This window comes from Kitasatospora sp. NPDC036993 (assembly GCF_055607525.1).
Genome location: NZ_JBVJRP010000004.1, coordinates 510780 through 537023, shown reverse-complemented (window position 1 = coordinate 537023; position 26244 = coordinate 510780). Strand labels below are relative to the sequence as shown.

Below are 26244 nucleotides of genomic sequence, written 5' to 3'. Positions count from 1 at the left end.
ATGACTACGCGATGCGGTCGAGGACGATCGGGTCCGGAGTGAACGCCGTGCCCGCCGGGGCGACCTCGATGGCGCCGGACAGGGCCTCGATCGCGTAGTCGAAGCGCTCCGGGGTGTCGGTGTGCAGGGTCAGCAGGGGCCGGCCCGCCACCACGGTGTCGCCCGGCTTGGCGTGCATCTCGACGCCGGCGCCGGCCTGGACCGGGTCCTCCTTGCGGGCGCGGCCGGCGCCCAGGCGCCAGGCGCAGACGCCGATCGCGTAGGCGTCCAGCGCGGTGAGCACGCCGGAGGCGGGCGCCGGGATGACGTGCTGCTCGCGGGCGACCGGGAGCGGGGCGTCCACGTCGCCGCCCTGGGCGGCGATCATGCGGCGCCAGTGGTCCATCGCGGAGCCGTCGCGCAGCGCGTCCGCCGGGTCCTTGCCGTGCACGCCGGCCGCGGCGAGCATCTCGCGGGCGAGCGCGAGGGTCAGCTCGACGACGTCGGCCGGGCCGCCGCCCGCCAGCACCTCCAGGGACTCCCTGACCTCCAGCGCGTTGCCCGCGGTGAGGCCGAGCGGGGTGGACATGTCGGTGAGCAGGGCGACGGTGTTGACCCCGGCGGTGGTGCCCAGGCCGACCATGGTGCGGGCCAGTTCGCGGGCGTCGTCCAGGTTCTTCATGAACGCCCCGGAGCCGACCTTGACGTCCAGGACCAGCGCGCCGGTACCCTCGGCGATCTTCTTGGACATGATCGAGGAGGCGATCAGCGGGATCGCCTCGACGGTGCCGGTGACGTCGCGCAGCGCGTACAGCTTCTTGTCGGCCGGCGCGAGGCCGTCACCCGCGGCGCAGATCACCGCGCCGACGGAGCGCAGCACGTCGAGCATCTCCTCGTTGGAGAGCAGGGCGCGCCAGCCGGGGATGGACTCCAGCTTGTCCAGGGTGCCGCCGGTGTGGCCGAGGCCGCGGCCGGACAGCTGCGGGACGGCGGCGCCGCAGGCGGCGACCAGCGGGGCGAGCGGCAGGGTGATCTTGTCGCCGACGCCGCCGGTGGAGTGCTTGTCGCTGGTGGGCAGCGGCAGCGAGGAGAAGTCCATCCGGACGCCGGAGCGGATCATGGCGTCGGTCCAGCGGCTGATCTCGCGCGACTGCATCCCGTTGAGCAGGATCGCCATCGCCAACGCGGACATCTGCTCGTCGGCGACCTCGCCGCGGGTGTAGGCGTCGATGACCCAGTCGATCTGAGCGTCGCTCAGCTCTCCGCGATCGCGCTTGGTCCTGATGACGGAGATGGCGTCCATGCGTGCTCCAAGAGGGGTTTCAAAAGCGAAGAGTGTCGCGAGATGACCGGGTTCCGGCCCACTCGCGACACTCTACGCGCGTAACAATTGCCGGGGCTAGAGCCGCTCCGGCCCGAACGCGTCGGGCAGGACCTCACTCATCGGCTTGACGCCCGAGGCCAGTTCGATCAGCAGCCCGGGGCCGCCGTGCTCGTACAGCAGCTGGCGGCAGCGCCCGCACGGCATCAGCAGCTCGCCGGCGCCGTCCACACAGGTGAAGGCGACCAGCCGGCCGCCGCCGGAGGCGTGCAGCGCGGACACCAGCCCGCACTCGGCGCACAGCCCGAGCCCGTACGAGGCGTTCTCCACGTTGCAGCCGGTGACCACCCGGCCGTCGTCCACCAGCGCGGCCGCGCCGACCGGGAACCTGCTGTACGGCGCGTACGCGTGGCCCATGGCCTCGCGCGCCGCCGTGCGCAGCAGCTCCCAGTCGACCGCGGACGGCGCCGCGGGCACCGGGGCGGTCACTTGCCCTGGCCCTTGCGGTAGATCTGGCCGTCCGCCTTCGGCATCCGCAGCCGCTGCGAGGCCAGGGCGAGCACCACCAGGGTGATCACGTACGGCGTGGCGACGATCAGCGGGCGCTGCACCTCGTCGGTGAACGCGTACCAGGCGATCAGACCGGCGGCCGCCGCGGCGGCGATCGCCGTCGCGACGTACTTGCGGCGGTACAGGTGCCAGAGCGCGAGCAGGATCATCGCGATGCCGACGATCAGGATCAGCACGTGCACCGACTCCGGGTCGCGCAGCTGGAGGCTGTCGGTGAAGCCGAACAGGCCGGCGCCCATGGCGAGACCGCCGGGCATCCAGTTGCCGAAGATCATCGCGGCGAGGCCGATGAAGCCCCGGCCCGCCGTCTGGCCGTCCTTGTAGAAGTGCGCGGCGACCAGCGAGAGGTACGCGCCGCCGAGGCCCGCGAAGGCGCCGGAGGCGATGACCGCCAGGTACTTGTACTTGTAGACGTTGACGCCCAGCGACTCGGCGGCGGTCGGGTTCTCGCCGCAGGAGCGCAGCCGCAGGCCGAACACCGTGCGCCAGAGCGCGAAGTAGCTGGCCACGATCAGCGCGGCGGCCAGCAGCACGACCACCGAGATGTTGGTGACCAGGCCGCCGAGCACGCCCGCGACGTCCGAGACGAAGAACCAGTGGTGGGTCTCGATGTCCTTGAGCCAGGAGGACAGGCCGGGGACGGTGATGTACGGCAGCGGATCGGCCGGCGGGGACTGGTTCTGGCCGGCACCGACCGAGACGTAGTCCTTGTAGTAGATCCGGTTGACGTACGCGCAGATACCGGGGATCAGCAGGTTGATGCCGACGCCCGAGACGATGTGGTCGACGCCGAAGGTGACGGTGACGAGCGCGTGCAGCAGACCGCCGAGCGCGCCGCCGGCCATGCCGGCCAGCAGGCCGACCCACGGGTTGACCAGGTAGCCGGCCCAGGCGCCGCAGAAGGTGCCGGCGACCATCATGCCTTCGAGACCGATGTTGACCACACCGGCCCGCTCGGACCAGAGACCGCCGAGACCGGCCATGCCGATCGGCACGGCCGCACCGAGGGCGGCGGTGACCTGCCCGGAGGAGGTCAGCGAGTGGCTGCCGGTGGCCATGCCCACGGCCGAGAACAGCACCAGGGCACCCGCGATCAGCAGGAGCACCACCGGCCAGGACAGCTTGCGCTTCTTCGCGGGTGCGCCCGACGCCTTCGGACGAGCAGCGGTGGCCGTGCTCATGCGGACACCTCCTTCTTCTCACTGTTCGCGGCAGCCTGGGCGGCGAGCTCGGCGCCGACCCGCTTCTGCTGGCGGGTCAGGCCGTAGCGACGCACCAGCTCGTACGCGACGACGACGCAGATGACGATGGTGCCCTTCATGACGTCGACGATCTCGAAGGGGAACTCGCCGTTCATGGGCAGCGGCAGCACCGAGCCGGCGGCGTCCAGGAAGGCGAACAGCAGCGCCGCGAAGGCGATGCCGATCGGGCTGTTCCGGCCGAGCAGGGCGATCGAGATGCCCAGGAAGCCCAGGCCGGGCTGGAAGGTCTGGCCGAAGTAGTACGAGTTCTGCAGCAGCTCCGGCAGGCCGATCAGGCCGGCGATCGCGCCGGAGACGACCATCGAGACGACGACCATCTTCTTGACGTTGACGCCGGAGGCGGTGGCGGCGGTCTCCGAACGGCCGGTGGCGCGCAGGTCGAAGCCGAAGCGGGTGCGGGTCAGCACGAACTGGAAGACCACGCCGACCACGACGGCGACGATCAGGAAGCCCCAGAGCCTGCCGCCGTCCGTCTCGATCGAGAAGAAGTGGCTGGACTCCGAGACCTTCTCGGTCTGGATCGAGTTGCTGGTGCCGCTGACCTTGGGCGCGAAGATCCCCGGGACGAGCAGCACACCGACGATCGCGGTCGCGATCGAGTTCAGCATGATGGTCGAGATGACCTCGCTGACGCCGCGGTAGACCTTGAGCAGGCCGGCGATGCTCGCGTACAGACCGCCGACCAGCATCGCGGTGATGAGCAGCAGCGGGATCTGGATGAACGCCGGCAGGTCGAGCTGGCCGCCGACGAAGGCCGCGAACAGCGCCGCGACCTTGTACTGGCCCTCGACGCCGATGTTGAACAGGTTCATCCGGAACCCGAACGCGGCGGCCGCGGCGGCCAGGTAGTAGGTGGTGGTCCGGTTGAGGATGTTCACCTGGCCGTCCGACTTGGTGGCGTACGTGATCATCACGTTCCACGCGTCGAACGGGTTCTTGCCCGAGGTGGCCAGCAGGGCGGAGCAGATCACGAGGGACAGCACGATCGCGAGCACCGGCGCGGCCAGGGCCAGCGTGATCCGCTCGCCGCTGAACCGCTGCGCCAGGCCGGGCTTCGCGGCGGCGGGGTTGGGACTGGTCATGGGTTACTCCCCCGCCTGCGGGTCGTCGGCGGTGTCGGTGGGCTGGTGCCCGGCCTCGGCCTCGGTGCCCTCGGCCGCGACGGCCTGCGCCTCGGCGACGGCCTCCGGCTCGGACTCCAGGTGGCCGCTGGCGGCACCGGTCATCGCGGTACCGAGGTCCTCGGCGGTGACGGTGGCCGGGTCGGCGTCGGCGACCAGGCGGCCGCGGTAGACGACCCGGATGGTGTCGGACAGGCCGATCAGCTCGTCCAGATCGGCGGAGATCAGCAGGACGGCCAGGCCGGCCCGCTGGGCGACCCGGATGTGCTCCCAGATCTGCGCCTGCGCGCCGACGTCCACACCGCGGGTCGGGTGGGCGGCGATCAGCAGCTTGGGCCGGTGGCTCATCTCGCGGCCGATGATCAGCTTCTGCTGGTTGCCGCCGGAGAGCGAGGCCGCGGTGACCTCGATGCCGGGAGTGCGGACGTCGTACTCCTCGACGATCCGCCAGGTGTCCGTACGGGCGGCGGCCCGGTCGAGCAGCAGGCCCTTGGAGTTGGGCGCCTCGGTGACGTGACCGAGGACGCGGTTCTCCCAGAGCGGGGCCTCCAGCAGCAGGCCGTGCCGGTGGCGGTCCTCGGGGATGTAGCCGATGCCGGCCTCGCGGCGGGCCCGGGTCTGGGCGCCGGAGAGGTCCTCGCCGTCCAGGGTCACGGTACCGGCGTTCAGCGGCAGCATGCCCATGATGGCCTCGACCAGTTCGGCCTGGCCGTTGCCCTCGACGCCGGCGATGCCGAGGATCTCGCCCTTGTGGATGCGCAGCGAGATGTCGTCCAGGACGACGCGCTCGATGCCCTCGGCGTCGGTCTTGGCGATCCGCAGGCCCTCGACGTCGAGCATCACGGTGTCGGTGACGGTCGACTCGCGGCTCTCCGGGGAGGGCAGCTCGGCGCCGACCATCAGCTCGGCGAGCTGGCGGGCGGTGACGGCCTTCGGGTCGGCGTCGCCGACCGTGGTGCCGCGCCGGATGACGCTGATCGCGTCGGCCACCGCGAGCACCTCGTGCAGCTTGTGCGAGATGAAGATGACGGTGACGCCCTCGGACTTGAGGTCGCGCAGGTTGTCGAACAGCGCGTCGACCTCCTGCGGGACCAGCACGGCCGTGGGCTCGTCGAGGATGAGGATCTTGGCGCCGCGGTACAGCACCTTGAGGATCTCGACGCGCTGGCGGTCGGCGACCCCGAGGTCCTCGACCAGGGCGTCCGGGCGCACGCCCAGGCCGTACTGGTCGGAGATCTCCCTGATCTTCGCCTTCGCCCTGGCGCCGATGCCGTGGAGCTTCTCGCCGCCGAGGACGACGTTCTCCCACACCGTGAGGTTGTCGGCGAGCATGAAGTGCTGGTGCACCATGCCGACGCCGCGGGCGATGGCGTCGCCGGGGGTGTTGAACTCGCACGGCTCGCCGTTGATCGCGATGGTGCCCTCGTCCGGCTTCTGCATGCCGTAGAGGATCTTCATCAGCGTCGACTTGCCGGCGCCGTTCTCACCCATCAGGGCGTGCACGGTGCCGGTGCGGACGGTGAGGTTGATGTCGTGGTTGGCCACGACACCCGGGAAGCGCTTGGTGATGCCGCGCAGTTCGACGGCCGGTGTCGCCGCCCCCGCGCTGGGGGTTCCGTCCTTGCGCAGGGGGACGGGATCGGATGCGGTGATGGCGATCTCCTGGTGGTCTGGAGGCGCGTCGTTGCGCACGGAGGGCCAAGGGAAACGGAGAGACGGAACGGGGCCCGGGGGTACGCGTTGAGCGCACCCTGCCGGGCCCCTCCCGTGAACTGTGTGGATGCGTCGCGCTGCCTGGCAGGCGGCAGCGCTGCGGCGTCCGGGACGCGCGGTCGTTACTGGGCGGCCGGCGCGGTCGGGATGGTGGTGGCGCCGGACTTGATCGACTCGGCGGCGGCCTTCAGCTTGTCCTGGATGTCGTCGATCTTGTTGCCGGTGGTGGCGAGCGAGACACCGTCGGACTTCAGGTCGAACAGCTTGACGCCGGTCGGGCTCTGGCCCTTCTTGACCGAGTCGATGTACGAGAACACCGCGGTGTCGACGTTCTTGACCATCGAGGTCAGGATGCTGTTCTTGTACTTCGCCAGGGCCGGCTGGTTGGCCTGGTCGGAGTCGACACCGATGGCCAGGGCGCCCGACTTGTTGGCGACGGCCTCGATGGCACCGTTGCCGGAGGAGCCGGCGGCGGTGTAGATGACGTCCGCGCCCTTGTCGAGCTGGCCCTGGGCGGCCTCCTTGCCCTTGTCGGGCGAGGTGAAGCCGGTGAAGTCCGGCGGGGTGGTCAGGTAGGTGGTCTCGACCGTGATGTTCGGGTCGACGGACTTCACACCCGCCTTGTAACCGGCCTCGAACTTCTTGATCAGCTCGGACTGCACACCGCCGATGAAGCCGACGTGCTTGCTCTTCGACTTGTTCGCGGCGGCGACACCGGCCAGGTACGAGCCCTCCTGCTCGGCGAAGAGCAGCGAGGTGACGTTGGCCGGCTGGTCCTTGTCGTTCGAGTCGATGATCGCGAACTTGACGTTCGGGTTGTCCTTGGCGACCTTGTTGACCGCCGGCTGGTAGACGAAGCCGACCGCGACGATGGTCTTGTAGCCACCGTCGATCAGGTTCTTGAGGCGGGTCTCCTTGTCGGCCTCGGCCTCGCCCGGCTTGGCCTCGGCCTCGGTCACCGAGACGCCCAGCTCCGACTTGGCCTTGTCCAGGCCGCGGGCGGCGGAGTCGTTGAACGACTGGTCGCCACGGCCGCCGATGTCGTAGGCCAGGCCGACCTTGAGCGAACCGTCGCCCGAGCCGGAGGAGGAGGAGTCGGTGCTCTTTGCGCCGCAAGCGGCGAGCGAGGCCATGCCCAGGGAACCCGAGAGCACAACCGCGGCGAGCTTCATTGAACGGCGCAAGGGGATATCTCCTTCTACACGCACCCGTTTGGCGCGGTCGGACGCCACCGTAACGCGCGTAGAACACGGTTGTGTTACAGGGTGCCGGAGCGTTCGGGTTGTTATCAAACCGTGGTCTGATGTTCTCCCCGACGCTCTATCCCCCACGCGGACGGTGATCCGAGGTCGGTCCGGCCAGTCTACGAAACCGTCCCGGAGCCCCGGATCCGACGGTTCCGGAACGGGCCGGCCGCACCGCCCCCGGGTCCGCCGTCAGTTGCCGTCCGCCTCCAGGGCCAGCGCCGAGAACAGCTCCACGCCGATGCCGATCGCCCGCTCGTCCACGTCGAACCGGCCCTGGTGCAGGTCCCGGACGGTGGCGTCGCCGGGAGCGCGGACGCCCAGCCTGGCCAGGGCTCCCGGGGCGTGCTCCAGGTACCAGGAGAAGTCCTCGCCGCCCAGGCTCTGCTCGGTGGCCTCCACCACCTGGGCCCCGTCCCGCCCGAACCGGGCGTTCATCGCCTCGTCCAGCAGCGCGACCGAGACCGCCTCGTTCACCACCGGCGGCACCCCGCGGTGGTAGTCCAGCGTCCACTTGGCCCGGTGGGTCTCGGCCACCTTGGCGATCAGCTCGTGCAGCAGGTCCGGCGTCTCGCGCCAGCCGTCCAGCTCCAGGCAGCGGACGGTGCCCTCCAGTTCGGCGTGCTGCGGGATGACGTTGGGCGCGGAGCCGGCGGCGATCCGGCCCCAGACCAGGCTGACGCCCCAGCGCGGGTCCATCCGGCGGGCCAGCGCCCCCGGGAGGTCGGCGGCCATCCGGGCGACGGCGGTGACCAGATCGGTGGTCAGGTGCGGGCGGGCGGTGTGCCCTCCCGGCCCGTCCAGGTGGAGCACCAGGCGGTCGCAGGCCGAGGTGATCGCCCCGACCTTCAGGGCGATCCGGCCGACCTCCACCTTGGGGTCGCAGTGCACCGCGAAGATCCGCCCGACGCCCGCCATCCCGCCGGCCTTGACCACGTCCAGCGCGCCGCCCGGCATGACCTCCTCCGCGGGCTGGAACACCAGCCGGACGGGGCGGCGCAGTTCGCCGGCGCGGAGCGCCTCGGCCAGCACCAGGCCGGTGCCGAGCAGCACCGAGGTGTGCACGTCGTGGCCGCAGGCGTGGGCCCGGCCGGGGACGGTGGAGCGGTACGGCACGTCGGTCTTGGCGTCGCCGATCGGCAGCGCGTCGATGTCGGCGCGGAAGGCCAGGAACTCGGTTCCCGGGGCGGTGCCGGGCGGGACGATGTCGACCAGCATTCCGGTGCCGCCGGGCAGCACCCTGGGGTCGAGGCCGGCGGCCACCAGCCGGTCGCGCAGCAGCCCGGTGGTACGGAACTCCTGGCGGCCCAACTCCGGGTGCCGGTGCAGGTCACGGCGGAAGGCGATCAGCTCGGGCTCCAGCGCCCGGACCCGCTCGCGCAGATCGGCGGCGGGGCGTGCGATGGCGAGAGTGACGCCCGACTGAGCGGGCTCAGGACGGTTCATCTCCCCAATCGTAGGCCTGTTGGGGGGATTTGGCCCGACTTCCGGAAAACTAGTGCCCGGATGGGCGCATACCAGCCGGACAGGTGGGTATGACATCTCGTTTCAGCCGCCTTCCCCGGGTCGCGTGACCTGTGCAACGATCCCCCGGGCCGGCGGTCACGGCCGCCACTTCCCGGGCGGCACCGGCAGGTTGACGAGCGGTCGACGGCCCGTCAGAAGCGCTCCACCGGCTCGTACGTCCCCCACACCCCGCGCAGCGCGTCGCACACCTCGCCGACGGTGGCCCGGGCGGCCAGCGCCTCCTTCATCGGGTACAGCACGTTGTCCGTCCCCCCGGCGGCGCGGCGCAGCCCGTCCAGCGTCCGGGTGACGGCGCCGGCGGAGCGCTCGGCCCGCAGCCGGGCCAGCCGCCGCGCCTGCCGCGCCTCGATCGCCGGGTCCACCCGCAGCGGCCGGTAGGGCTCCTCCGCGTCCGACCGGAAGCGGTTGACGCCGACCACCGTCCGCTCGCCGGAGTCGGTCTCCCGCTGGATCCGGTAGGCGGTGCGCTCGATCTCGCCCTTCTGGTAGCCCCGTTCGATCGCGGCCACCGCGCCGCCCTGCTCCTCGATCCGGTCCATCAGCACCCGCACGGCGGCCTCCACCTCGTCGGTGAGCGACTCGACGGCGTAGGAGCCGGCGAACGGGTCGACGGTGGCGGTCACGTCGGTCTCGTACGCGAGCACCTGCTGGGTGCGCAGGGCGAGCCGGGCGGCCTTCTCGGTGGGCAGCGCGATGGCCTCGTCGAAGCTGTTGGTGTGCAGCGACTGGGTGCCGCCGAGCACCGCGGCGAGCGCCTGCACGGTCACCCGGGCCAGGTTGACCTCGGGCTGCTGGGCGGTGAGCTGCACTCCCGCGGTCTGGGTGTGGAAGCGCAGCATCTGCGAGCGCGGGTCGCGGGCGCCGAAGCCGTCCCGCATGATGCCGGCCCAGATCCTGCGCGCGGCACGGAACTTGGCCACTTCCTCCAGCAGGGTCGTCCGGGCCACGAAGAAGAACGAGAGCCGGGGCGCGAAGTCGTCCACCGCCATTCCGGCGGCGAGCGCGGTGCGGACGTAGGCGATGCCGTTGGCCAGGGTGAAGGCGACCTCCTGAGCGGGATCGGCTCCGGCCTCGGCCATGTGGTAGCCGGAGATGGAGATGGTGTTCCAGCGCGGGATCTCGGCCCGGCAGTACCGGAACACGTCGGCCACCAGCCGCAGCGAGGGCTGCGGCGGGAAGATGTAGGTGCCGCGGGCGATGTACTCCTTCAGCACGTCGTTCTGGACCGTGCCGGTGAGCGCCGCCGGTGCCACTCCCTGGGCCTCGCCGACCAGTTGGTAGAGGAGCAGGAGCAGGGCGGCGGGCGCGTTGATGGTCATCGAGGTGGACACCCCGCCGAGCGGGATGCCGTCGAACAGCACCGCCATGTCCTCGACGCCGTCCACCGCGACGCCCACCTTGCCGACCTCCCCCGCGGCGAGCGGCGCGTCCGAGTCGTAGCCCATCTGGGTGGGCAGGTCGAAGGCGACCGAGAGGCCGGTGCCGCCGCCGGCGATCAGCTGCCGGTAGCGGGCGTTGGACTCGGCGGCGGTGCCGAAGCCCGCGTACTGGCGCATGGTCCAGGGCCGGCCGGTGTACATCGTCGGATAGACGCCCCGGGTGTAGGGGTACTCCCCCGGCCGGCCCAGCCGGGCGCCGGCGTCCCGGCCGGCCGGGGACCCGGGACCGTAGAGCGGTTCGATCGCGAAGCCCGACTCGGCGCGGCGCGGCTCGGCTGCCATGGGGTCCTCCGGAACTGGGGAGCGGGGTCCTCGCAATATCGGGGTTCCCCCCGCTGTGACGCGACCGGCCCGCCGGGGCGACGGCGCGGTTGAGATGATCGGGTGAACGACCGACGAGCCCAGGGAGTGGCAATGACCGAGCAGAAGGTGGCCGTGGTCACCGGTGCCAGCAGCGGAATCGGCGCGGCGACCGCCCGCCGGCTGGCCGCCGAGGGCTTCGACGTGGTGCTGACCGCCCGCCGCACCGACCGGATCGAGGCGCTCGCCGAGGAGATCGGCGACCGCGGCGGCTCGGCGCGGGCGGTCACGCTGGACGTCACCGACCGGGCCGCCGTGGACGCCTTCGCCGCCACGGTCGGCCGGGTGGACGTCCTGGTGAACAACGCCGGCGGCGCGATCGGCGCCGAGACCGTCGAGCACGGCGACCCGGCCGACTGGCGGGCCATGTACGAGGTGAACGTGCTCGGCGTGCTGCACGTGACCCAGGCCCTGCTGCCGGCCCTGCGGGCCACCGGCGACGGCACGGTACTGGTGCTCTCCTCGACCGCCGCGCTGGCCGCGTACGAGGGCGGCGGCGGGTACGTCGCCGCCAAGCACGCCGCGCACACCATCGCGGCCACGCTGCGGCTGGAGCTGTGCGGGGAGCCGATCCGGGTGATCGAGATCGCGCCCGGCATGGTGAAGTCCGAGGGCTTCGCGGTCACCCGCTTCCGCGGCGACGAGGAGAAGGCCGCCGCGGTGTACGCGGGCGTGGCCGAACCGCTCACCTCGGAGGACGTGGCGGACACCGTGGCGTGGGCGGTGACCCGGCCCCCGCACGTGAACATCGACCTGCTGGTGGTCCGCCCCCGGGCGCAGGCCGCCAACCACAAGGTCCACCGCGGCTGAATCCCGGCCCGGGCCCGCGACGACCGGGCGTTCCGGGCGTTCCGGGCGTTCGGCATTCGGTATTCGATATGCGGACTTCGGACTTCGGACTTCGGACTTCGGCGGAGCCGATTATCAGAGGAAGACGGGGAGGGCACTGACGCCCAGGTGTCAACGTCACAACTTGATAGCTCGTCCGGATGAATTCGGCGCGCGCCCTCCCCAACTGATGACCGCTCAACTACCTTGGAGGCGCAGTCGGACCGGCGCCCGAGCGCCCCTCCGCGGCCCCTACCCCACCCGTCTCACCACCCCATTTCACCGGCACCTTCCCGCCCTCACGAGGAGGACCCGCTGGCCACCGACATCCCGCCACAGCGGCTCGACGTCAGAACAGAGCCGACCCTCCTCGGGTTGCACCGCTTCAACGAAGCCGACGCCGGCGCCGCCGAGGAGGCCCTGCTCGCCTGCTGCGGCAGCCACCGCTGGGCCCTGCGGCTCACCGCACACCGCCCCTACCCCGACATCGAGTCCCTGCTGGCAGCCGCCAGCGAGGCCTCCTACGACCTCCGCCCCGCCGACCTCGCCGAGGCGCTGGCCGACGAGGGCTGGATGCCGCAGCCGCTGCTCGGCATGCGGGCCCCCGGCAGCCAGGCAGCGCACACCGCACTGCGGGCGGCGCACGCCGCGTACGAGGCGCGGTTCGGCCACGTCTTCGTGGTCTGCCTGGAACGGGTCGTCCCGGAGGAGATGCTCGACACCGTGCTCTCCTCCATCCGCACCCGCCTCGCCAACGACCCGGACGAGGAGCGGCTGATCGCGGCCGACGAACTCCGCCGGATCGCCCTCACCCGCCTGGAGCACCTGGTCGCCACCCACACGGAGGCCGCGGCGCGCTGAGCCGGCGTCCGCCGTCCCCGTTTCACCCGCGCGAGTGAGTTCACTCATGAATTCACCCGCGCGAGTGAGCGCCGACCCGTCACGCCCCGCACCTCCCGGGTGCGGGGCGCGGTCATGCCCTCACCCACCGTCACAAAAGCCGCCCCGGTTCCCGCCGCACTAGGCCAGAAGTGCCTGATTGATCACACCTGGGACCCCCGGAGGCGGTTCACCACAAGGCGTCGATAGGATGCTGGCGGCCGGTGGACCGTACCCGGCCGGGCTGACCGACACCGAAGCCGGCCGAGCCCCCAATCGCTTCCGGAGGGTTTTTCCGTGCCGGCTGGAACGCTGTACCGCGGCCGGGAAGGCATGTGGAGCTGGGTGGCTCATCGAGTCACCGGCGTCCTCATCTTCTTCTTCCTGTTCGCCCACGTCCTGGACACCGCCCTCGTGCGAGTGTCGCCGGAGTCCTACGACACCGTCATCCAGACGTACAAGACTCCCCTGGTGAACCTGATGGAGTACGGCCTGGTGGCCGCCATCCTGTTCCACGCCCTGAACGGCCTGCGCGTCGTCGCGGTGGACTTCTGGTCCAAGGGCCCGAAGTACCAGAAGCAGATGCTCTGGAGCGTCGTCGGAGTCTGGGTCGTCCTGATGGCCGGTTCCTTCTACGGGATCCTCCAGCACACGCTGATCTCCTGGTTCGGGAAGTGAGCCGAGACATGTCCACGGAAATCTCCGACGCCATCGTCGTCCCCTCCAAGCAGGCGCACACCGGCAAGGGACTGGGCACCGGCAACCCGGCCGACGCGTTCGTCATCGAGCCCCCGCGCAAGCGGACCAAGAAGACGCCGCGTCGCACCCGCACCAACTTCGAGATGCTGGCCTGGCTCTTCATGCGCCTGTCCGGTGTCGTCCTGGTCGCGCTGATCCTCGGCCACCTGTTCATCATGCTGATCCTCGACGGTGGCGTCTCCAAGATCGGTTTCGCCTTCGTGGCCGGCCGCTGGGCCTCGCCGTTCTGGCAGGGCTGGGACCTGCTGATGCTCTGGCTCGCCATGCTGCACGGCGCCAACGGCATGCGTCAGGTCATCAACGACTACGCCGAGAAGGACTCGACCCGGCTCTGGCTCAAGGGACTCATGGGTGTCGCCACGGTCTTCACCGTGCTGCTCGGCACCCTGGTGATCTTCACCTTCGATCCCAACATCTGAGCCGCGAGCACCATCGACCATCGGCAGAGGCCAGAGGCGAGTTAAACCCCCATGCAGATTCACCAGTACGACACCGTCATCGTCGGCGCCGGCGGCGCCGGCATGCGCGCGGCCATCGAGTCGACGCAGCGCAGCCGCACCGCCGTCCTGACCAAGCTCTACCCGACCCGGTCCCACACCGGCGCGGCCCAGGGCGGCATGTGCGCCGCCCTGGCCAACGTCGAGGAGGACAACTGGGAGTGGCACACCTTCGACACGGTCAAGGGCGGTGACTACCTGGTCGACCAGGACGCCGCCGAGATCATGTGCAAGGAGGCCATCGACGCCGTCCTCGACCTGGAGAAGATGGGTCTGCCCTTCTCCCGCACCGAGCAGGGCCGGATCGACCAGCGCCGCTTCGGCGGTCACTCCCGCAACCACGGCGAGGCCCCGGTCCGCCGCTCGTGCTACGCGGCCGACCGCACCGGTCACATGATCCTCCAGACGCTGTTCCAGAACTGCGTCAAGCACGGCGTCGAGTTCTTCAACGAGTTCTACGTCCTCGACCTGCTGCTCAACGAGGGCAAAACGGCCGGCGTCGTCGCGTACGAGCTGGCCACCGGCGAGATCCACGTCTTCCAGGCCAAGTCGGTCGTGTTCGCCTCCGGCGGCACCGGCAAGTTCTTCAAGGTCTCCTCCAACGCCCACACCCTCACCGGTGACGGCCAGGCCCTGGTCTACCGCCGCGGCCTGCCGCTGGAGGACATGGAGTTCTTCCAGTTCCACCCGACGGGCATCTGGCGCATGGGCATCCTGCTCACCGAGGGCGCCCGCGGCGAGGGCGGCATCCTCCGCAACAAGGACGGCGAGCGCTTCATGGAGCGCTACGCCCCGGTCATGAAGGACCTCGCGTCCCGTGACGTCTGCTCCCGCGCGATCTACACCGAGATCCGCGAGGGCCGCGGCTGCGGTCCCGAGGGCGACCACGTCTACCTGGACCTGACCCACCTGCCGCCGGAGCAGCTGGACGCCAAGCTGCCGGACATCACCGAGTTCGCGCGCACCTACCTCGGCATCGAGCCCTACACGGACCCGATCCCGATCCAGCCCACCGCGCACTACGCCATGGGCGGCATCCCGACCAACGTCGAGGGTGAGGTCCTGCGCAACAACACGGAGGCCATCCCGGGCCTGTACGCGGCCGGCGAGGTCGCCTGCGTCTCCGTGCACGGCGCCAACCGCCTGGGCACCAACTCGCTGCTGGACATCAACGTGTTCGGCCGTCGCGCGGGCATCGCCGCCGCCGACTACGCCAACGCCAACGAGTTCGTGCCGCTGCCGGAGAACCCGGAAGAGCTGGTCCAGGGCATGGTCGACAAGCTGCGCGAGGCGACCGGCACCGAGTCCGTGGGGCAGATCCGCAAGGAGCTCCAGGAGACCATGGACACCAACGCGATGGTGTACCGCACCGGCGCCACCCTGAAGCAGGCGGTCGAGGACATCGCCGCGCTGAAGGAGCGCTACAAGAACATCTCGATCCAGGACAAGGGCTTCCGCTACAACACGGACCTGCTGGAGGCCGTCGAGCTGGGCAACCTGCTCGACCTGGCCGAGGTGCTGGCCGTCTCCGCGCTGGCCCGCGAGGAGTCCCGCGGCGGCCACTACCGCGAGGACTTCCCGACCCGTGACGACGTGAAGTTCATGCAGCACACCATGGCGTACCAGGAGGTCGCCGCCGACGGCAGCACCTCCATCCGCCTCGACTACAAGCCGGTCGTCACGACCCGCTACCAGCCGATGGAGCGTAAGTACTGATGAGCACTCCGACCGTGGAGACGCACTCGGCCGCTCTGGACGCGGTCGAAGCCGGTGCCGTCCAGCCGATCACCGTCACCTTCCGGATCCGCCGGTTCAACCCGGAGGAGCACCCGGACCCGGTGTGGGTCGACTACCAGCTGACGCTGGACCCGAAGGAGCGCGTCCTGGACGCGCTCAACAGGATCAAGTGGGAGCAGGACGGCACCCTCACCTACCGCCGTTCCTGCGCGCACGGCATCTGCGGCTCCGACGCCATGCGCATCAACGGCCGCAACCGGCTGGCGTGCAAGACCCTGATCAAGGACGTCAACCCGGAGAAGCCGATCACGATCGAGGCCATCAAGGGCCTGACGGTCCTCAAGGACCTGGTCGTGGACATGGACCCGTTCTTCCAGGCGTACAAGGACGTCATGCCGTTCCTCATCACCAAGGGGAACGACCCGACGCGCGAGCGCCTGCAGTCCGCCGAGGACCGCGAGCGCTTCGACGACACCACCAAGTGCATCCTGTGCGCCGCGTGCACGTCGTCCTGCCCGGTGTTCTGGAACGACGGCCAGTACTTCGGCCCGGCCGCCATCGTCAACGCGCACCGCTTCATCTTCGACTCGCGCGACGAGGGTGCCGAGCAGCGCCTGGAGATCCTCAACGACCGTGAGGGCGTGTGGCGCTGCCGCACCACCTTCAACTGCTCCGAGGCCTGCCCGCGTGGCATCGAGGTCACCAAGGCGATCCAGGAAGTGAAGCGGGCGCTGGTCACCCGCCGCTTCTGATCCCACCCGCCGTACCGAGGGACCCCGCCCGATCCTCCGATCGGGCGGGGTCCCTCGGCGTTTGCTAGCGCAGGGCGGAATTCAGTCGGTGGCCGGGGTGCGGCGGGTGGCGCGCAGACCGCGCAGGCCGATGGTGCCGACGGCGACGCCGAGCACGAAGGAGGTGATCGCCAGCAGGAGGTGGACCCAGAAGAACGCGGTGGGCTGGGAGTGGTCGCCGCCGGTGAAGGCCTGGCCGCCGGAGTCCTTCCAGAGGTTCTTGACGAAGGTCGTCCAGATGATCATCGACCAGACCCCGAAGGCGGTCAGGAACCAGGAGGTGCGGCGGCTGAGCTTCATGGGGGTCCTCGCATGTGAAGGCGGTGTGCGTCCCCAGTATGCGCGGGCCGCCGATCGGCGTAGGGCGGGCCCCTCCTGCGGAGTACGGGCCCGGAGGGGCGGGCGCCGGGCGCCCGGAGTGGGTACGGTCTGCTGGTGCCCACACCCCGTCACACGTTCGCGCGCCTGTGCGCCGCGCTCACCGCGGCCCTGCCGGTACTGCTCGCCGCCCCGGCGGGCGCGACTCCGCAGCAGCCGCCGCCGGCCGCGGTCGGCGGCGAGCGGCTCGGGCTCCCCGGGGTGCAGGTCGCCCCGCAGCCGGGCGCCCCGCCACTGCCCGCCGAGCTCACCGGCCAGTCCTGGATAGTCTCCGACGCGGCGTCAGGCGACGTGCTGGCGGCCAGCAATCCGCACCTCCGGCTGCCCCCGGCGAGCACCCTGAAGATCCTCTTCGCCGACACCGTGCTGCCCAAGTTCGACCGCGACGCGGTGCACCGGGTCGCCGACGAGGAGATCCAGGGGATCGGCCCCGGCAGCAGCCTGGTCGGCATCAAGGAGAACCTGGACTACCGGGTCGAGGACCTGTGGCGCGGGGTCTTCCTGAGCTCTGGCAACGACGCGGTGCACGTCCTGGCGCACATGAACGGCGGCGTCCAGCAGACCGTCGCCGAGATGCAGGCGCGCGCCGACGCGCTCCAGGCCCGGGACACCAGGGTGGTCTCCCCGGACGGCTACGACATGGACGGCCAGCTCTCCTCGGCCTACGACCTGTCGCTGTTCGCCCGGGCCGGCCTGCGCAACGCGGACTTCCGGGCGTACTGCGCCACCCGGGACGCGCTGTTCCCCGGCGGCGTCGACAAGAACACCGGACAGCGCGGCAGCTTCGGGATCGCCAACACCGACCGGCTGCTGGGCAAGTACCCGGGCCTGATCGGCGTGAAGAACGGGACCACCACCAACGCCGGCTCGACCTTCGTCGGCGCCGCCGAGCGGGACGGCCGCACCCTGCTGGTGACGGTGATGCACCCGGCGAGCTACCAGAAGGTGTACGACGAGACGGCCGCCCTGCTGGACTGGGGCTTCGCCGCGGCCGGCAAGGTCCAGCCGGTCGGCCGGCTGGTCGACGAGCTGCCGCCGGGCGGCGCCGAGCCCACCGGCCAGGCCGGTGGCGCCGACACGCCCGCGCCGCCGCCGCACCCCTCGGCCACCGCCGCCGCGGCACCCGCCGCGGCGGCCGGGGGCGGCGGGCTCGGTCTCGCCGGCTGGTCGGCCGTGGTGCTGGCCGGGGCCGCGGTCGGCGGCGGCGCGGTGGTGCTGCGCCGGCGGCGCTCCGCCGGCTGATCCGACGCCCGGCGGGAGGGCCCGGCCTCAGTCCCGGGGCCGGACCCTCCCCCTGCCCTTCTCCTCCTCGGTGAGCCCGGTGACCCCGGCCGCGGTCTCCGTCTCGGCCTCCGCCGCGGCCTCCGCCTTGTCGGCCGCCTCCAGCAGCGCCCGCCCGTACGCCCTGGCCCGCCCCCGGGCGGCCACCGGGTCGGCCGTCGCCGTCCAGGCCACGCAGTACATCAGCAGCCGGGAGACGAAGTTGATCCACAGCAGCAGCGCCACCGGCGTGGCGAACGCCCCGTACAGGTTCCGCCCGGCGACCGAGCCCAGGTAGGAGGCGAGCAGGAGCTTCAGCAGCTCGAAGCCGACCGAACCGATCAGCGCGCCCTGCACCAGGTCCCGGCGGCGCTGGCCGGTGATCCCGGGGAAGGGCGCCAGCAGGTAGGCGAAGAGCAGCATGTCGCAGGCCGTGGCGATCAGCACGCCGACCGCGGTCAGCAGGTAGCCGCTGTTGAGACCGATCGCGTCGGCGATCCGGCCGGCCAGGGTGGTCCCGGCGGCGGAGGCGGCCAGCGAGAACAGCGACACCAGGCCGAGGCCGGCCAGCACCGCCACGTCCCAGGCCTTGCGCAGCACCGGGTTGCCCTCCTCCTGGGGCAGCTGCCACAGGTCCCGGATCGAGGTGCGCATGGTGTCCACCCAGCCGAGGCCGGAGACCAGCAGCAGCGCCCCGCTGACCAGCCCGACGGTGCCCGCGTTGGACACCAGGGCGGGCAGGTTGATGGCGTCCGAGATCCCCGGCAGCTGGTCGGAGATGTGCTCCTGGAGCTCGTGCACCCGGCCGTCGCTCAGCGTCGCGGCGGCGATCGCCAGGCCCACCGTGAGCAGCGGGAACAGGGCGAGGAAGCCGAAGAAGGTGACGGCGCCGGCCAGCCGGTTGCCCCGGGCGGCGGCGAAGTGCTCGTACACCCGGTACGGGCGGCTGCGCAGCACCCGGGCCACGAGCGGGCCGACGACCGGCAGGCGGGTCAGGAAGTCCACCCGACCGGTTATACCGAACCTTCGCCCGAATGGGCGTCAGGTTGACGTCAGCGCTTGACGAGTCGGCGGGCCTTGGCGAGGGCCCGGACGGCCTGGTAGGCGCCGTAGCGGCCGCGGCCGAGCAGCTCGGTGCGCACGCCGTCCACGCCGGCCGGGGGGCGGTAGCCGGCCGGGCGCAGCCGGGCGCAGTGCGCGGCGGCCCGGCGGAAGTACTCGCGGCGGTCGCCGGGCGGGACCCGGCCGGGCTTGGAGACCACGGTGTTGAGGTGGTGCAGCATCCGGCCGTAGACGACCGGGCGCCAGCGGTCCAGGTCGGGGCGGCGGTCGAGGAAGGCGAAGACCAGGTCGTACTGGGCGAAGACGTCGAAGTGCTTGCGGCTCGCGGTGGCCAGGATGTTGCCGCCCTCCTGGCGCTGGCGGTAGTGCACGCCGACCCGGTCGAGCAGGGTGATCCGGGCCGCGGCGAGCAGCGCCGGGTACGTCCAGGGGGTGTCCTCGTAGTAGCCGGCCGGGAAGACCAGCCGCTGCTCGGTGACGAAGCCCCGGCGGTAGGCCTTGTTCCAGACGACCTGGAGCAGGTCGAGCAGGTCGGGGCGGGCGGTGAGGTCGAAGACGTCGGGCGAGGCGGCGCCGAAGACGTGCGCGGAGGCGGCCCTGGTGATCCGGCCGTCGGCGTAGGTGCGGGCGTAGTCGTAGACCAGGACGTCCGGGTCCCCGGTGGCGGCGAGCCGCTCGTCGACGCTCTTCAGCAGGCCGGGGGTGAGCGTGTCGTCGCTGTCCAGGAAGACCACGTAGTCCCCGGTGGCGACCTCCAGGCCGGCGTTGCGGGCCCGGCCGAGGCCGACGTTCTCCGGCAAGTGCAGCACCCGGACCCGGGCGTCGGCGACGGCGGCCTCGTCCAGCATCGCGCCGCAGCGGTCCGGGGAACGGTCGTCCACCGCGATCAGTTCGAAGTCCGGGCCGTCCTGGCCGAGCACCGAGTCGAGGCACTCGACGAGGTAGTCCTGGACCTGGTACACGGGGACGATCACGCTGAAGCGGGGCACCGGCCCAGCGTAGTGGCCCCGGGGAGCGGTGGGGCCCGGAGGTAGGATCGGGTCGCACGTACGCACCGATCCAAAGTGCGGTCAGGCCCCTCAGGGGCCGCCACGCTCCTCCCGAGAAAGGCCTGCGTAGCCGATGGCTCCCCGCCTCTCCATCGTCGTTCCGATCTACAACGTCGAGCGCTACCTCGTCGAATGCCTGGACTCGATCGCCGCCCAGACCTTCACGGACTTCGAGTGCGTCATGGTCGACGACGGATCGAAGGACGGCAGCGCGGCGCTCGCCGAGGCGTACGCGGCCAAGGACTCCCGCTTCCGGCTGGTACGCCAGGTCAACAAGGGCCTCGGCGCGGCCCGCAACACCGGTATCCGGCACATCGACCCGGACGCCGAGTTCCTGTGCTTCGTGGACAGCGACGACTCGATGCCGCCGAGCGCGTACGAGCTGATGATCAACACGCTGGACGAGACCGGCTCGGACTTCTGCACCGGCAACGTGCTGCGCTTCCGCGCCGTGGGCTACTACCAGTCCGGCGGCCACTCGAAGCCGTTCAGGGAGACCAAGCTCAAGACCCACATCACCGAGGTCCCGGCGCTGGTCACCGACCGCACCGCGTGGAACAAGGTGTACCGCCGCACGTTCTTCGACGCGGCCGACCTGCTCTACCCCGAGGGCATCCTGTACGAGGACGCCCCGGTCAGCGTGCCGCACCACTACCTCGCCAAGAGCGTGGACGTGCTCTCCGAGCCGATCTACCACTGGCGCGAGCGCGAGGTCGGCGAGATGTCGATCACGCAGATGCGCACCAACCCCAAGGGTCTGATCGACCGGGTCACCTCGGTCGAGCTGGTCCGCGGCTGGCTCCGGAAGCAGACCGAGCCGCGCTTCGCCGAGTACCTGCGCTCCTACGACGAGAACACCCTCGTCGAGGAGATCCCGATGTTCTTCTGGTCCGTCGTGGACGGCGACAAGGAGTACCGGGACGCCTACGTCCAGAGCGTCAGCCGGCTGCTCCGGGCGATCGGCCCCGAGCAGGTCCGCAAGCTGCGCGCGCCGCTGCGGCTGAAGTACCACCTGACCCTGGCCGGCCGGGTGGACGAGCTGGTCGAGCAGATCAAGTACGAGGGCGAGAGCAGCGGCGGTGTCCAGGCCCGCGGCCTGCTGCGCCCGTACGCCGACTACCCGTTCCTGCGCGGCGGGCGCAAGAGCGTGCCGGCCGGCGTGCTCAAGCTGGACAACTCGCTGGTCATGCGCAGCCGGCTGTACGAGAGCGCCTGGGTCGGCGGGAAGCTCCAGCTGACCGGGCACGCCTACCCGGAGCAGCTGGGCGCGGCCAACAAGCGCGACATGGTCCGCACCCTGGTGCTGCGCGAGACCAAGGGCCGCCGGGTGCTCGCGGTGCCGATGAAGACCACGTACAGCCCCGAGGCCACCGCGAGCTGCAACCACGACCTGTACAGCTGCGACTGGTCCGGCTTCACCGTCGCCCTCGACCCGAAGAAGCTCAAGCACCGCGGCCAGTGGAAGGACGGCCACTGGCGCCTCCTGGTGGCCGGCGCGGGCAAGGGCGGGGTGTACAAGGGCCGGATCTCGGCCGGCTGGAGCGACACCGCGCAGTACATCCCGGCGCAGTGGGTCGAGCCGGACGTGCGGATCGTGCCGTGGGTCCGGGACAACTTCGTCTACCTGCGGGTGGAGACGGTCCAGGCCCGGGTGACCGGCCTGGCCGTGCAGGGCGACCGGGTGGAGGTCTCGGGCGCGGCCCGCTCCGGCCCGAGCTTCGCCGGGGCGCAGCTGCGGCTCACCCACGTCGAGTCGGACCGCGAGGTGACCGTCCCGCTGGAGCTGGGCGCGCCGGTCGGTTCGCTCCAGCCCTTCACCGCCTCCTTCACGGCCGCCCAGCTGACCGCCGTCCGGGAGGCCTGGGCCGAGCTGGACCCGGTCGCCCCCGACCGCAGCCGGGACCGCTGGGACACCGCGCTGCTGCTGACCGACGGCAGCACCGTCCGGCTGGCCTGGGACGACCGCAACCCGCCCGAGCGGCTGCACCTGGCGCTGAACCCGCAGGCCCCGGCCGGCGAGCGCCGGGCGCTCTACTCCAAGCCCTCCCCCGGCGGGCACCTCCAGTTCTCCGACCAGGTGCTCCAGCCGCTGGTGGAGGAGGTCGCCGCGCGCGGCGCCGACGGCTTCCTGCTGAGCGGCTCGTTCCCGCTGCCCGGCGCGCACCGCTGGGAGCTGGTGGTCCGTCACAACTGGCGCGAGGAGGAGCACGTCTACCCGGTGGAGATCTCGGACGGCCGGTTCCGCACCGCGCTGCCCACCGTCCCGACCGCCTCCTTCGCCGGCCGGGTGCCGCTCGCCAAGGGCACCTGGAACGTCGCCTTCCGCCCGGTCGGCGTGCCGGCGGAGGACCTGCCGGACGGCCACGCGCTGATCGCCCCCGAGTGCTTCGGGACGCTGCCGGTCGAGGTGGAGTCCCGCGGCAAGCGGATCGGGCTGGAACGCCGCCACCACGACGGCCTGTCGCTGGAGTCGTACGCGGTGCTGCTGCCCGAGGAGCGGTCCGGCTTCCGCCAGCGGCTGATCCGCACCGTGGACTACCCGGCCGCCCGCCGGCTGCCGGTGCGCGACACGGTGCTGTACAACGCCGGCAACAGCAGCATGTACGCCGACTCGCCGCGGGCGGTCCACGAGGAGCTGGTCCGCCGCGGCCTGCCGCTGGAGCACCTGTGGGGCAACGACGACCTCCAGGCCGAGCTGCCGCAGAGCGCGGCCTCGATCCGGCTGTGGAGCCCGGAGTGGATCGAGGCGCTGGCCACCTCCAAGTACATCGTGACCAGCACCCACCTGCCCGACTTCTTCGTCCGCCGCCCCGGCCAGGTGGTCGTCCAGACCTGGCAGGGCACCCCGCTGAAGCAGATCGGCTTCGACTTCGAGAAGGTCTGGTTCACCGACGCCCACTACCTCAAGGGCCTGGCCCGCGAGGTTCCGAACTGGAGCCTGCTGGTGGCCGGCAACCGCTGGTCGGCCCCGGTGCTGCGGCGCGCCTTCGACTTCAAGGGCGAGATCCTGGAGAGCGGTTCGCCCCGGAACGACCTGCTGTTCGCGTCCGACCGGGAGAAGACCGCCGAGCAGGTCAGGGAACGGCTCGGCCTGCCCGAGGGCAAGAAGGTCGTGCTCTACGCGCCGACCTGGCGCGAGGACCGGCGCCGGCCGGACGGCGGATACCAGATGGACCTGCGGATCGACCTCGCGGCCGCCAAGGCCGCGCTCGGCGACGACCAGGTGCTGCTGGTGCGCCGGCACAACCTGATGTGCGGCCAGATCCCGGGCGCCGGCAACGGCTACATCTGGGACGTCGGCAGCTACCCCGACATGGCGGAGCTGCTGCTGATCGCCGACGTACTGGTGACCGACTACTCGGCCAGCGTGTTCGATTTCGCGTCGACCGGAAAGCCGATGCTGTTCTTCACCCACGACCTGGAGCACTACCGGGACAACCTGCGCGGTTTCAGCCTGAACTTCGAGGCGGAGGCGCCCGGCCCGCTGCTGGCCACCTCCGAGGAACTCGTCTCCGCGCTCGGCCGGGTGGACGAGGTCGCCGCCGAGCACGCGGACAAGGCCGCCGCGTTCCGCGAGGCGTACTGCGACCTGGACGACGGCCAGGCCTCCGCCCGGGTGGTCGACGCGATGCTCCGCATCGAGGGGTAGTCACCGGCCCGCAACAGGAGCGCCCGGCGCGGTTCGCGCCGGGCGCTTCGGCATTTCCTGGGAATTTCCTGGGAGGATCACCGCCCTTTACGCCCGCATTGCACTCGAACTCACGTTTCGCCAGCGAATTTCCGAGGAAATTCGCCGAACCGTACAGTTGACCCCGGGTGGCGTCCCGGTATGGGATGTCAATTCGGTCCCGGCCCGATCGAAACCGGCCCGGCGACCCCTTCCCGGTGCACCGTCATGCACCGGGACCCCGTCCCCGAAGGGCCCGTCCAGCGATGCCTGTGCTCACACGGTTCGTCCTGCCACACGCCGCTCCCCGTGTGACCACCGGCCGCCCGGACGACGACCAGGACGTCGTCTTCGGGCTGCTGCGCGCCCGCTGGCACGGCCGCGGCCTGGAACTCACCGGCTTCGCCCGCCCGAACGACCGTGACACCGGCCGCCCCGGCTCCGCCTGGACCTGGCTGACCCTGCGCCACCAGGACCCGTCCGAACCGCCGGTGCACCTGCGCTCCAGGCCCCGCCGGATGCCCGAGGTCACCGACGACAGCGCCCAGCCCGAGCACAACCACGACTGGTCCGGCTTCACCGCGCTGATAGAACCCGACCGGCTGCGCCGCGGGGGCGACTGGCTGCTCGGCGAATGGCAGATCGAGACCACGCTCTTCACCCGCCCGCGCCCCACCAGGGTGCGCCGCCAGTACGGCGCCCTCGCCCCGCACTGGTGCGGCTCCGGCGAGTACCCGCCGGCCCGCTGGGTGGACCGCGACGTCCGGCTCCAGCCCTTCTTCGCGGACGACCGGCTCCGGCTGCTGCTGGAGCGCCCGGCCGTCCGGATCACCCGGGTCACCCCCGCCGACGACGGCCTCGACCTCGCCGGCGTCGCCGACGACTGCCCCCCGGGCACCGTGCTGCGGCTGCGCCACCGGGAGAGCGACGCGGCGGCCGAGCAGCCGCTCGACCGCACCGGCAACGGCTTCACCGTCCGGCTGCCGTACCGGCCGTTCACTGCCGACGGACGCGGCGGCGGCGGACTGGAGCACTGGGACGCCGAACTGCTGCGCCCCGACGGCGGCACCGAGCAGCTCTGCCTCGACGAGCGCGGCGGCCCGGTGGCCGGCCAGCACCGGCTGCCCGGCACCCCGGACCGGGTGCTCTACCTCAAGCACCTCGCCGACGGCCGGCTCCAGGTCTGCGTCCAGCCCGCGGCCGGCCTGGTCGACCGGATCGCCGTACGGGACGACGGCTTCGAGCTGTCCGGCCACTGCCCGGATCCGGCCGCGGACCGGCTGGAGCTGGTGCTGCGTCACTCCGGCACCGCGAGCGAGGTCCGCACCCCGGTCGACACCGGCCCGGACGGCCGCTTCCGGGTCCGGGTGCCCGCCACCCGCACCGGCTCCGACGGCGCCGCGCTGCCGCTGCGCAAGGGCATCTGGGAGGCCGCGCTGGAGCCGGCCGGACGCCCCGGCGACGGCCGCCCGCTGCTCGCCGCCCCCGCCGCGCTGCCCACCGTCCCCGCCGCCGCCACCGCGGGCGGCAAGCGGATCCTGCTGCAGCGCCGCTGGCACGACACCCTGCTGGTGGACTCCACCCCGGTGCTCACCCCCACCGAGCGCAGCGCCTGGGCGCAGAGCCGCCAGCGCGCCGAGCGCTACCCGGCCGCCCGCCACGAGCCGCTGCGCGAGGCGGTGCTGTACGACGTGTTCGGCGGCCGCGGCTACGCCGACTCGCCGCGCGCGGTGCACGCCGAACTCTCGCGCCGGGAGCCGGAGTCCGAGCACCTGTGGGTGGTCGACGACGCCCAGGCCGAGGTCCCGCCCGGGGTCGTCCCGGTGCGGATCTGGAGCCCGGAGTGGTACCGCGCGCTGGCCACCTGCCGCTACCTGGTCGGCAACACCCACTTCCCCGACTTCCTGGAGCGCCGCCCCGGCCAGGTCGTCGTGCAGACCTGGCACGGCTCCCTGCTGAAGCGGATCGCCCACGACGTCGAGAACCCCTGGCTGTCCGACCACGGCTACCTGGAGGCGCTCGACCGGGAGACCCCGCAGTGGAGCCTGCTGCTCTCCCCCAGCCCGTTCGCCACCCCGATCCTGCGGCGCGCCTTCCACTACGGCGGCGAGGTGCTGGAGTCCGGCTACCCGCGCAACGACGTGCTCGCCCGCCCGGACGAGCGGACCGCCGCGGCCGTCCGCCGCCGGCTCGGCATCCCCGAGGGCAAGCGGATCGTGCTGTACGCGCCCACCTGGCGCGAGGACCAGCAGCGCGGCGACGGCGACGGGTTCCGGCTCGACCTCCGGCTGGACCTCGACCACGCCCGGCGCCTGCTCGGCTCCGACCACGTGCTGCTGGTCCGTCCGCACGCGCACGTGCGCGAGCCGCTGCCCGGCGCCGGCGACGGCTTCCTGTACGACTGCGGGGACTACCCCGACCCGCAGGAACTGCTGCTGGTCGCGGACGTGCTGGTGACCGACTACTCGTCGATCATGTTCGACTTCGCCATCACCGGCCGTCCGATGTACTTCTTCACCTACGACCTGGAGCACTACCGCGACACCCTGCGCGGCTTCTACTTCGACTTCGAGTCGAACGCCCCCGGGCCGCTGGTGCCGACCTCGGCCGAACTGCTCGGCGCGCTGCGCGGACTCGCCGACGGCGACGCCGCGCTGCCGCCCGGCTACGCCGAGCGCTACCGGCGCTTCCAGGCCGAGCACAGTGTGCTGGAGGACGGCGGCGCGGCCCGCCGGGTGGTCGACCGGATGCTCGAACTGGGGCGGGCCGCGGGCTAGTTCGGGCCCGGCTCGGACCCGGTT

20 protein-coding genes are annotated in these 26244 nt (G+C 71.6%); 9 read left to right on the top strand and 11 right to left on the bottom strand.

Features of this window, described 5'->3' with window-relative positions; genetic code table 11:
- Positions 1–4: 4 nt before the first annotated feature.
- The 8 genes from ACZ7C5_RS11560 to ACZ7C5_RS11525 form a co-directional block, all read right to left on the bottom strand.
- Entirely contained in the window at positions 5–1282 is a 1278-nt protein-coding gene (locus ACZ7C5_RS11560; RefSeq protein WP_401091341.1) for a thymidine phosphorylase, read from the bottom strand.
- Between the two features lie 96 nt (positions 1283–1378).
- Positions 1379–1789: a cytidine deaminase gene (locus tag ACZ7C5_RS11555; protein ID WP_401091339.1), complete on the bottom strand. Its 411-nt coding sequence runs from the start codon at positions 1787–1789 to the stop codon at positions 1379–1381.
- Positions 1786–3051, bottom strand: coding sequence for an ABC transporter permease (locus ACZ7C5_RS11550; RefSeq protein WP_401091337.1), 1266 nt, complete (start codon positions 3049–3051; stop codon positions 1786–1788). Before ACZ7C5_RS11550 ends, ACZ7C5_RS11555 begins: the two co-directional genes overlap by 4 nt.
- Positions 3048–4214, bottom strand: a complete 1167-nt coding sequence (locus tag ACZ7C5_RS11545) for an ABC transporter permease (protein WP_401091335.1) — start codon at positions 4212–4214, stop codon at positions 3048–3050. Before ACZ7C5_RS11545 ends, ACZ7C5_RS11550 begins: the two co-directional genes overlap by 4 nt.
- A gap of 3 nt (positions 4215–4217) precedes the next feature.
- Entirely contained in the window at positions 4218–5744 is a 1527-nt protein-coding gene (locus ACZ7C5_RS11540) for an ABC transporter ATP-binding protein (RefSeq protein WP_401091467.1), read from the bottom strand.
- A gap of 344 nt (positions 5745–6088) precedes the next feature.
- On the bottom strand, positions 6089–7150 hold the full coding sequence (locus ACZ7C5_RS11535) for a BMP family lipoprotein (protein ID WP_470322454.1): 1062 nt from the start codon (positions 7148–7150) through the stop codon (positions 6089–6091).
- Between the two features lie 252 nt (positions 7151–7402).
- Positions 7403–8656 (bottom strand): amidohydrolase, encoded by a 1254-nt coding sequence (locus tag ACZ7C5_RS11530; protein WP_470322453.1) that lies wholly within the window; start codon positions 8654–8656, stop codon positions 7403–7405.
- Between the two features lie 212 nt (positions 8657–8868).
- The gene (locus ACZ7C5_RS11525; RefSeq protein WP_401091329.1) at positions 8869–10458 is read right to left on the bottom strand and encodes an acyl-CoA mutase large subunit family protein; all 1590 of its coding nucleotides are present in this window, start codon (positions 10456–10458) and stop codon (positions 8869–8871) included.
- Between the two features lie 132 nt (positions 10459–10590).
- Between ACZ7C5_RS11525 and ACZ7C5_RS11520 the strand changes: the two genes are divergently transcribed.
- From ACZ7C5_RS11520 to ACZ7C5_RS11495, 6 genes are all read left to right on the top strand, one after another.
- A complete protein-coding gene (locus ACZ7C5_RS11520; RefSeq protein ID WP_401091328.1) occupies positions 10591–11346 on the top strand; it encodes an SDR family oxidoreductase in 756 nt (251 codons plus the stop codon).
- A gap of 393 nt (positions 11347–11739) precedes the next feature.
- The gene (locus ACZ7C5_RS11515) at positions 11740–12225 is read left to right on the top strand and encodes a 2-oxo-4-hydroxy-4-carboxy-5-ureidoimidazoline decarboxylase (protein ID WP_188295234.1); all 486 of its coding nucleotides are present in this window, start codon (positions 11740–11742) and stop codon (positions 12223–12225) included.
- A gap of 315 nt (positions 12226–12540) precedes the next feature.
- Positions 12541–12921, top strand: a complete 381-nt coding sequence (gene sdhC / locus ACZ7C5_RS11510; RefSeq protein ID WP_074003919.1) for a succinate dehydrogenase, cytochrome b556 subunit — start codon at positions 12541–12543, stop codon at positions 12919–12921.
- Between the two features lie 8 nt (positions 12922–12929).
- Positions 12930–13421 carry a succinate dehydrogenase, hydrophobic membrane anchor protein gene (gene sdhD, locus ACZ7C5_RS11505; RefSeq protein ID WP_188295235.1) on the top strand — a complete coding sequence of 164 codons (492 nt, stop codon included), beginning with the start codon at positions 12930–12932 and terminating at the stop codon, positions 13419–13421.
- 51 nt (positions 13422–13472) lie between these two features.
- Entirely contained in the window at positions 13473–15215 is a 1743-nt protein-coding gene (sdhA, locus tag ACZ7C5_RS11500; protein ID WP_401091325.1) for a succinate dehydrogenase flavoprotein subunit, read from the top strand.
- Positions 15215–15988 (top strand): succinate dehydrogenase iron-sulfur subunit, encoded by a 774-nt coding sequence (locus ACZ7C5_RS11495; RefSeq protein WP_188295237.1) that lies wholly within the window; start codon positions 15215–15217, stop codon positions 15986–15988. The genes sdhA and ACZ7C5_RS11495 overlap by 1 nt, the downstream gene beginning before the upstream one ends.
- An 81-nt stretch (positions 15989–16069) precedes the next feature.
- On the opposite strand, the gene ACZ7C5_RS11490 is transcribed toward ACZ7C5_RS11495, so the two are convergent.
- Positions 16070–16327 (bottom strand): SCO4848 family membrane protein, encoded by a 258-nt coding sequence (locus tag ACZ7C5_RS11490; RefSeq protein WP_401091322.1) that lies wholly within the window; start codon positions 16325–16327, stop codon positions 16070–16072.
- 135 nt (positions 16328–16462) lie between these two features.
- Here ACZ7C5_RS11490 and ACZ7C5_RS11485 point away from each other — a divergent pair, with 135 nt between their 5' ends.
- Positions 16463–17647: a D-alanyl-D-alanine carboxypeptidase family protein gene (locus ACZ7C5_RS11485; protein WP_470322452.1), complete on the top strand. Its 1185-nt coding sequence runs from the start codon at positions 16463–16465 to the stop codon at positions 17645–17647.
- 27 nt (positions 17648–17674) lie between these two features.
- On the opposite strand, the gene ACZ7C5_RS11480 is transcribed toward ACZ7C5_RS11485, so the two are convergent.
- Positions 17675–18670, bottom strand: coding sequence for a YihY/virulence factor BrkB family protein (locus ACZ7C5_RS11480; RefSeq protein WP_470322451.1), 996 nt, complete (start codon positions 18668–18670; stop codon positions 17675–17677).
- Between the two features lie 47 nt (positions 18671–18717).
- Positions 18718–19716, bottom strand: coding sequence for a glycosyltransferase family 2 protein (locus ACZ7C5_RS11475; RefSeq protein ID WP_470322450.1), 999 nt, complete (start codon positions 19714–19716; stop codon positions 18718–18720).
- Positions 19717–19849: 133 nt separating this feature from the next.
- Between ACZ7C5_RS11475 and ACZ7C5_RS11470 the strand changes: the two genes are divergently transcribed.
- The gene (locus ACZ7C5_RS11470) at positions 19850–23425 is read left to right on the top strand and encodes a bifunctional glycosyltransferase/CDP-glycerol:glycerophosphate glycerophosphotransferase (RefSeq protein WP_401091314.1); all 3576 of its coding nucleotides are present in this window, start codon (positions 19850–19852) and stop codon (positions 23423–23425) included.
- Between the two features lie 329 nt (positions 23426–23754).
- Complete coding sequence (locus ACZ7C5_RS11465; RefSeq protein WP_401091313.1) at positions 23755–26220, top strand: CDP-glycerol glycerophosphotransferase family protein; 2466 nt, start codon at positions 23755–23757, stop codon at positions 26218–26220.
- Positions 26221–26244: the final 24 nt, after the last annotated feature.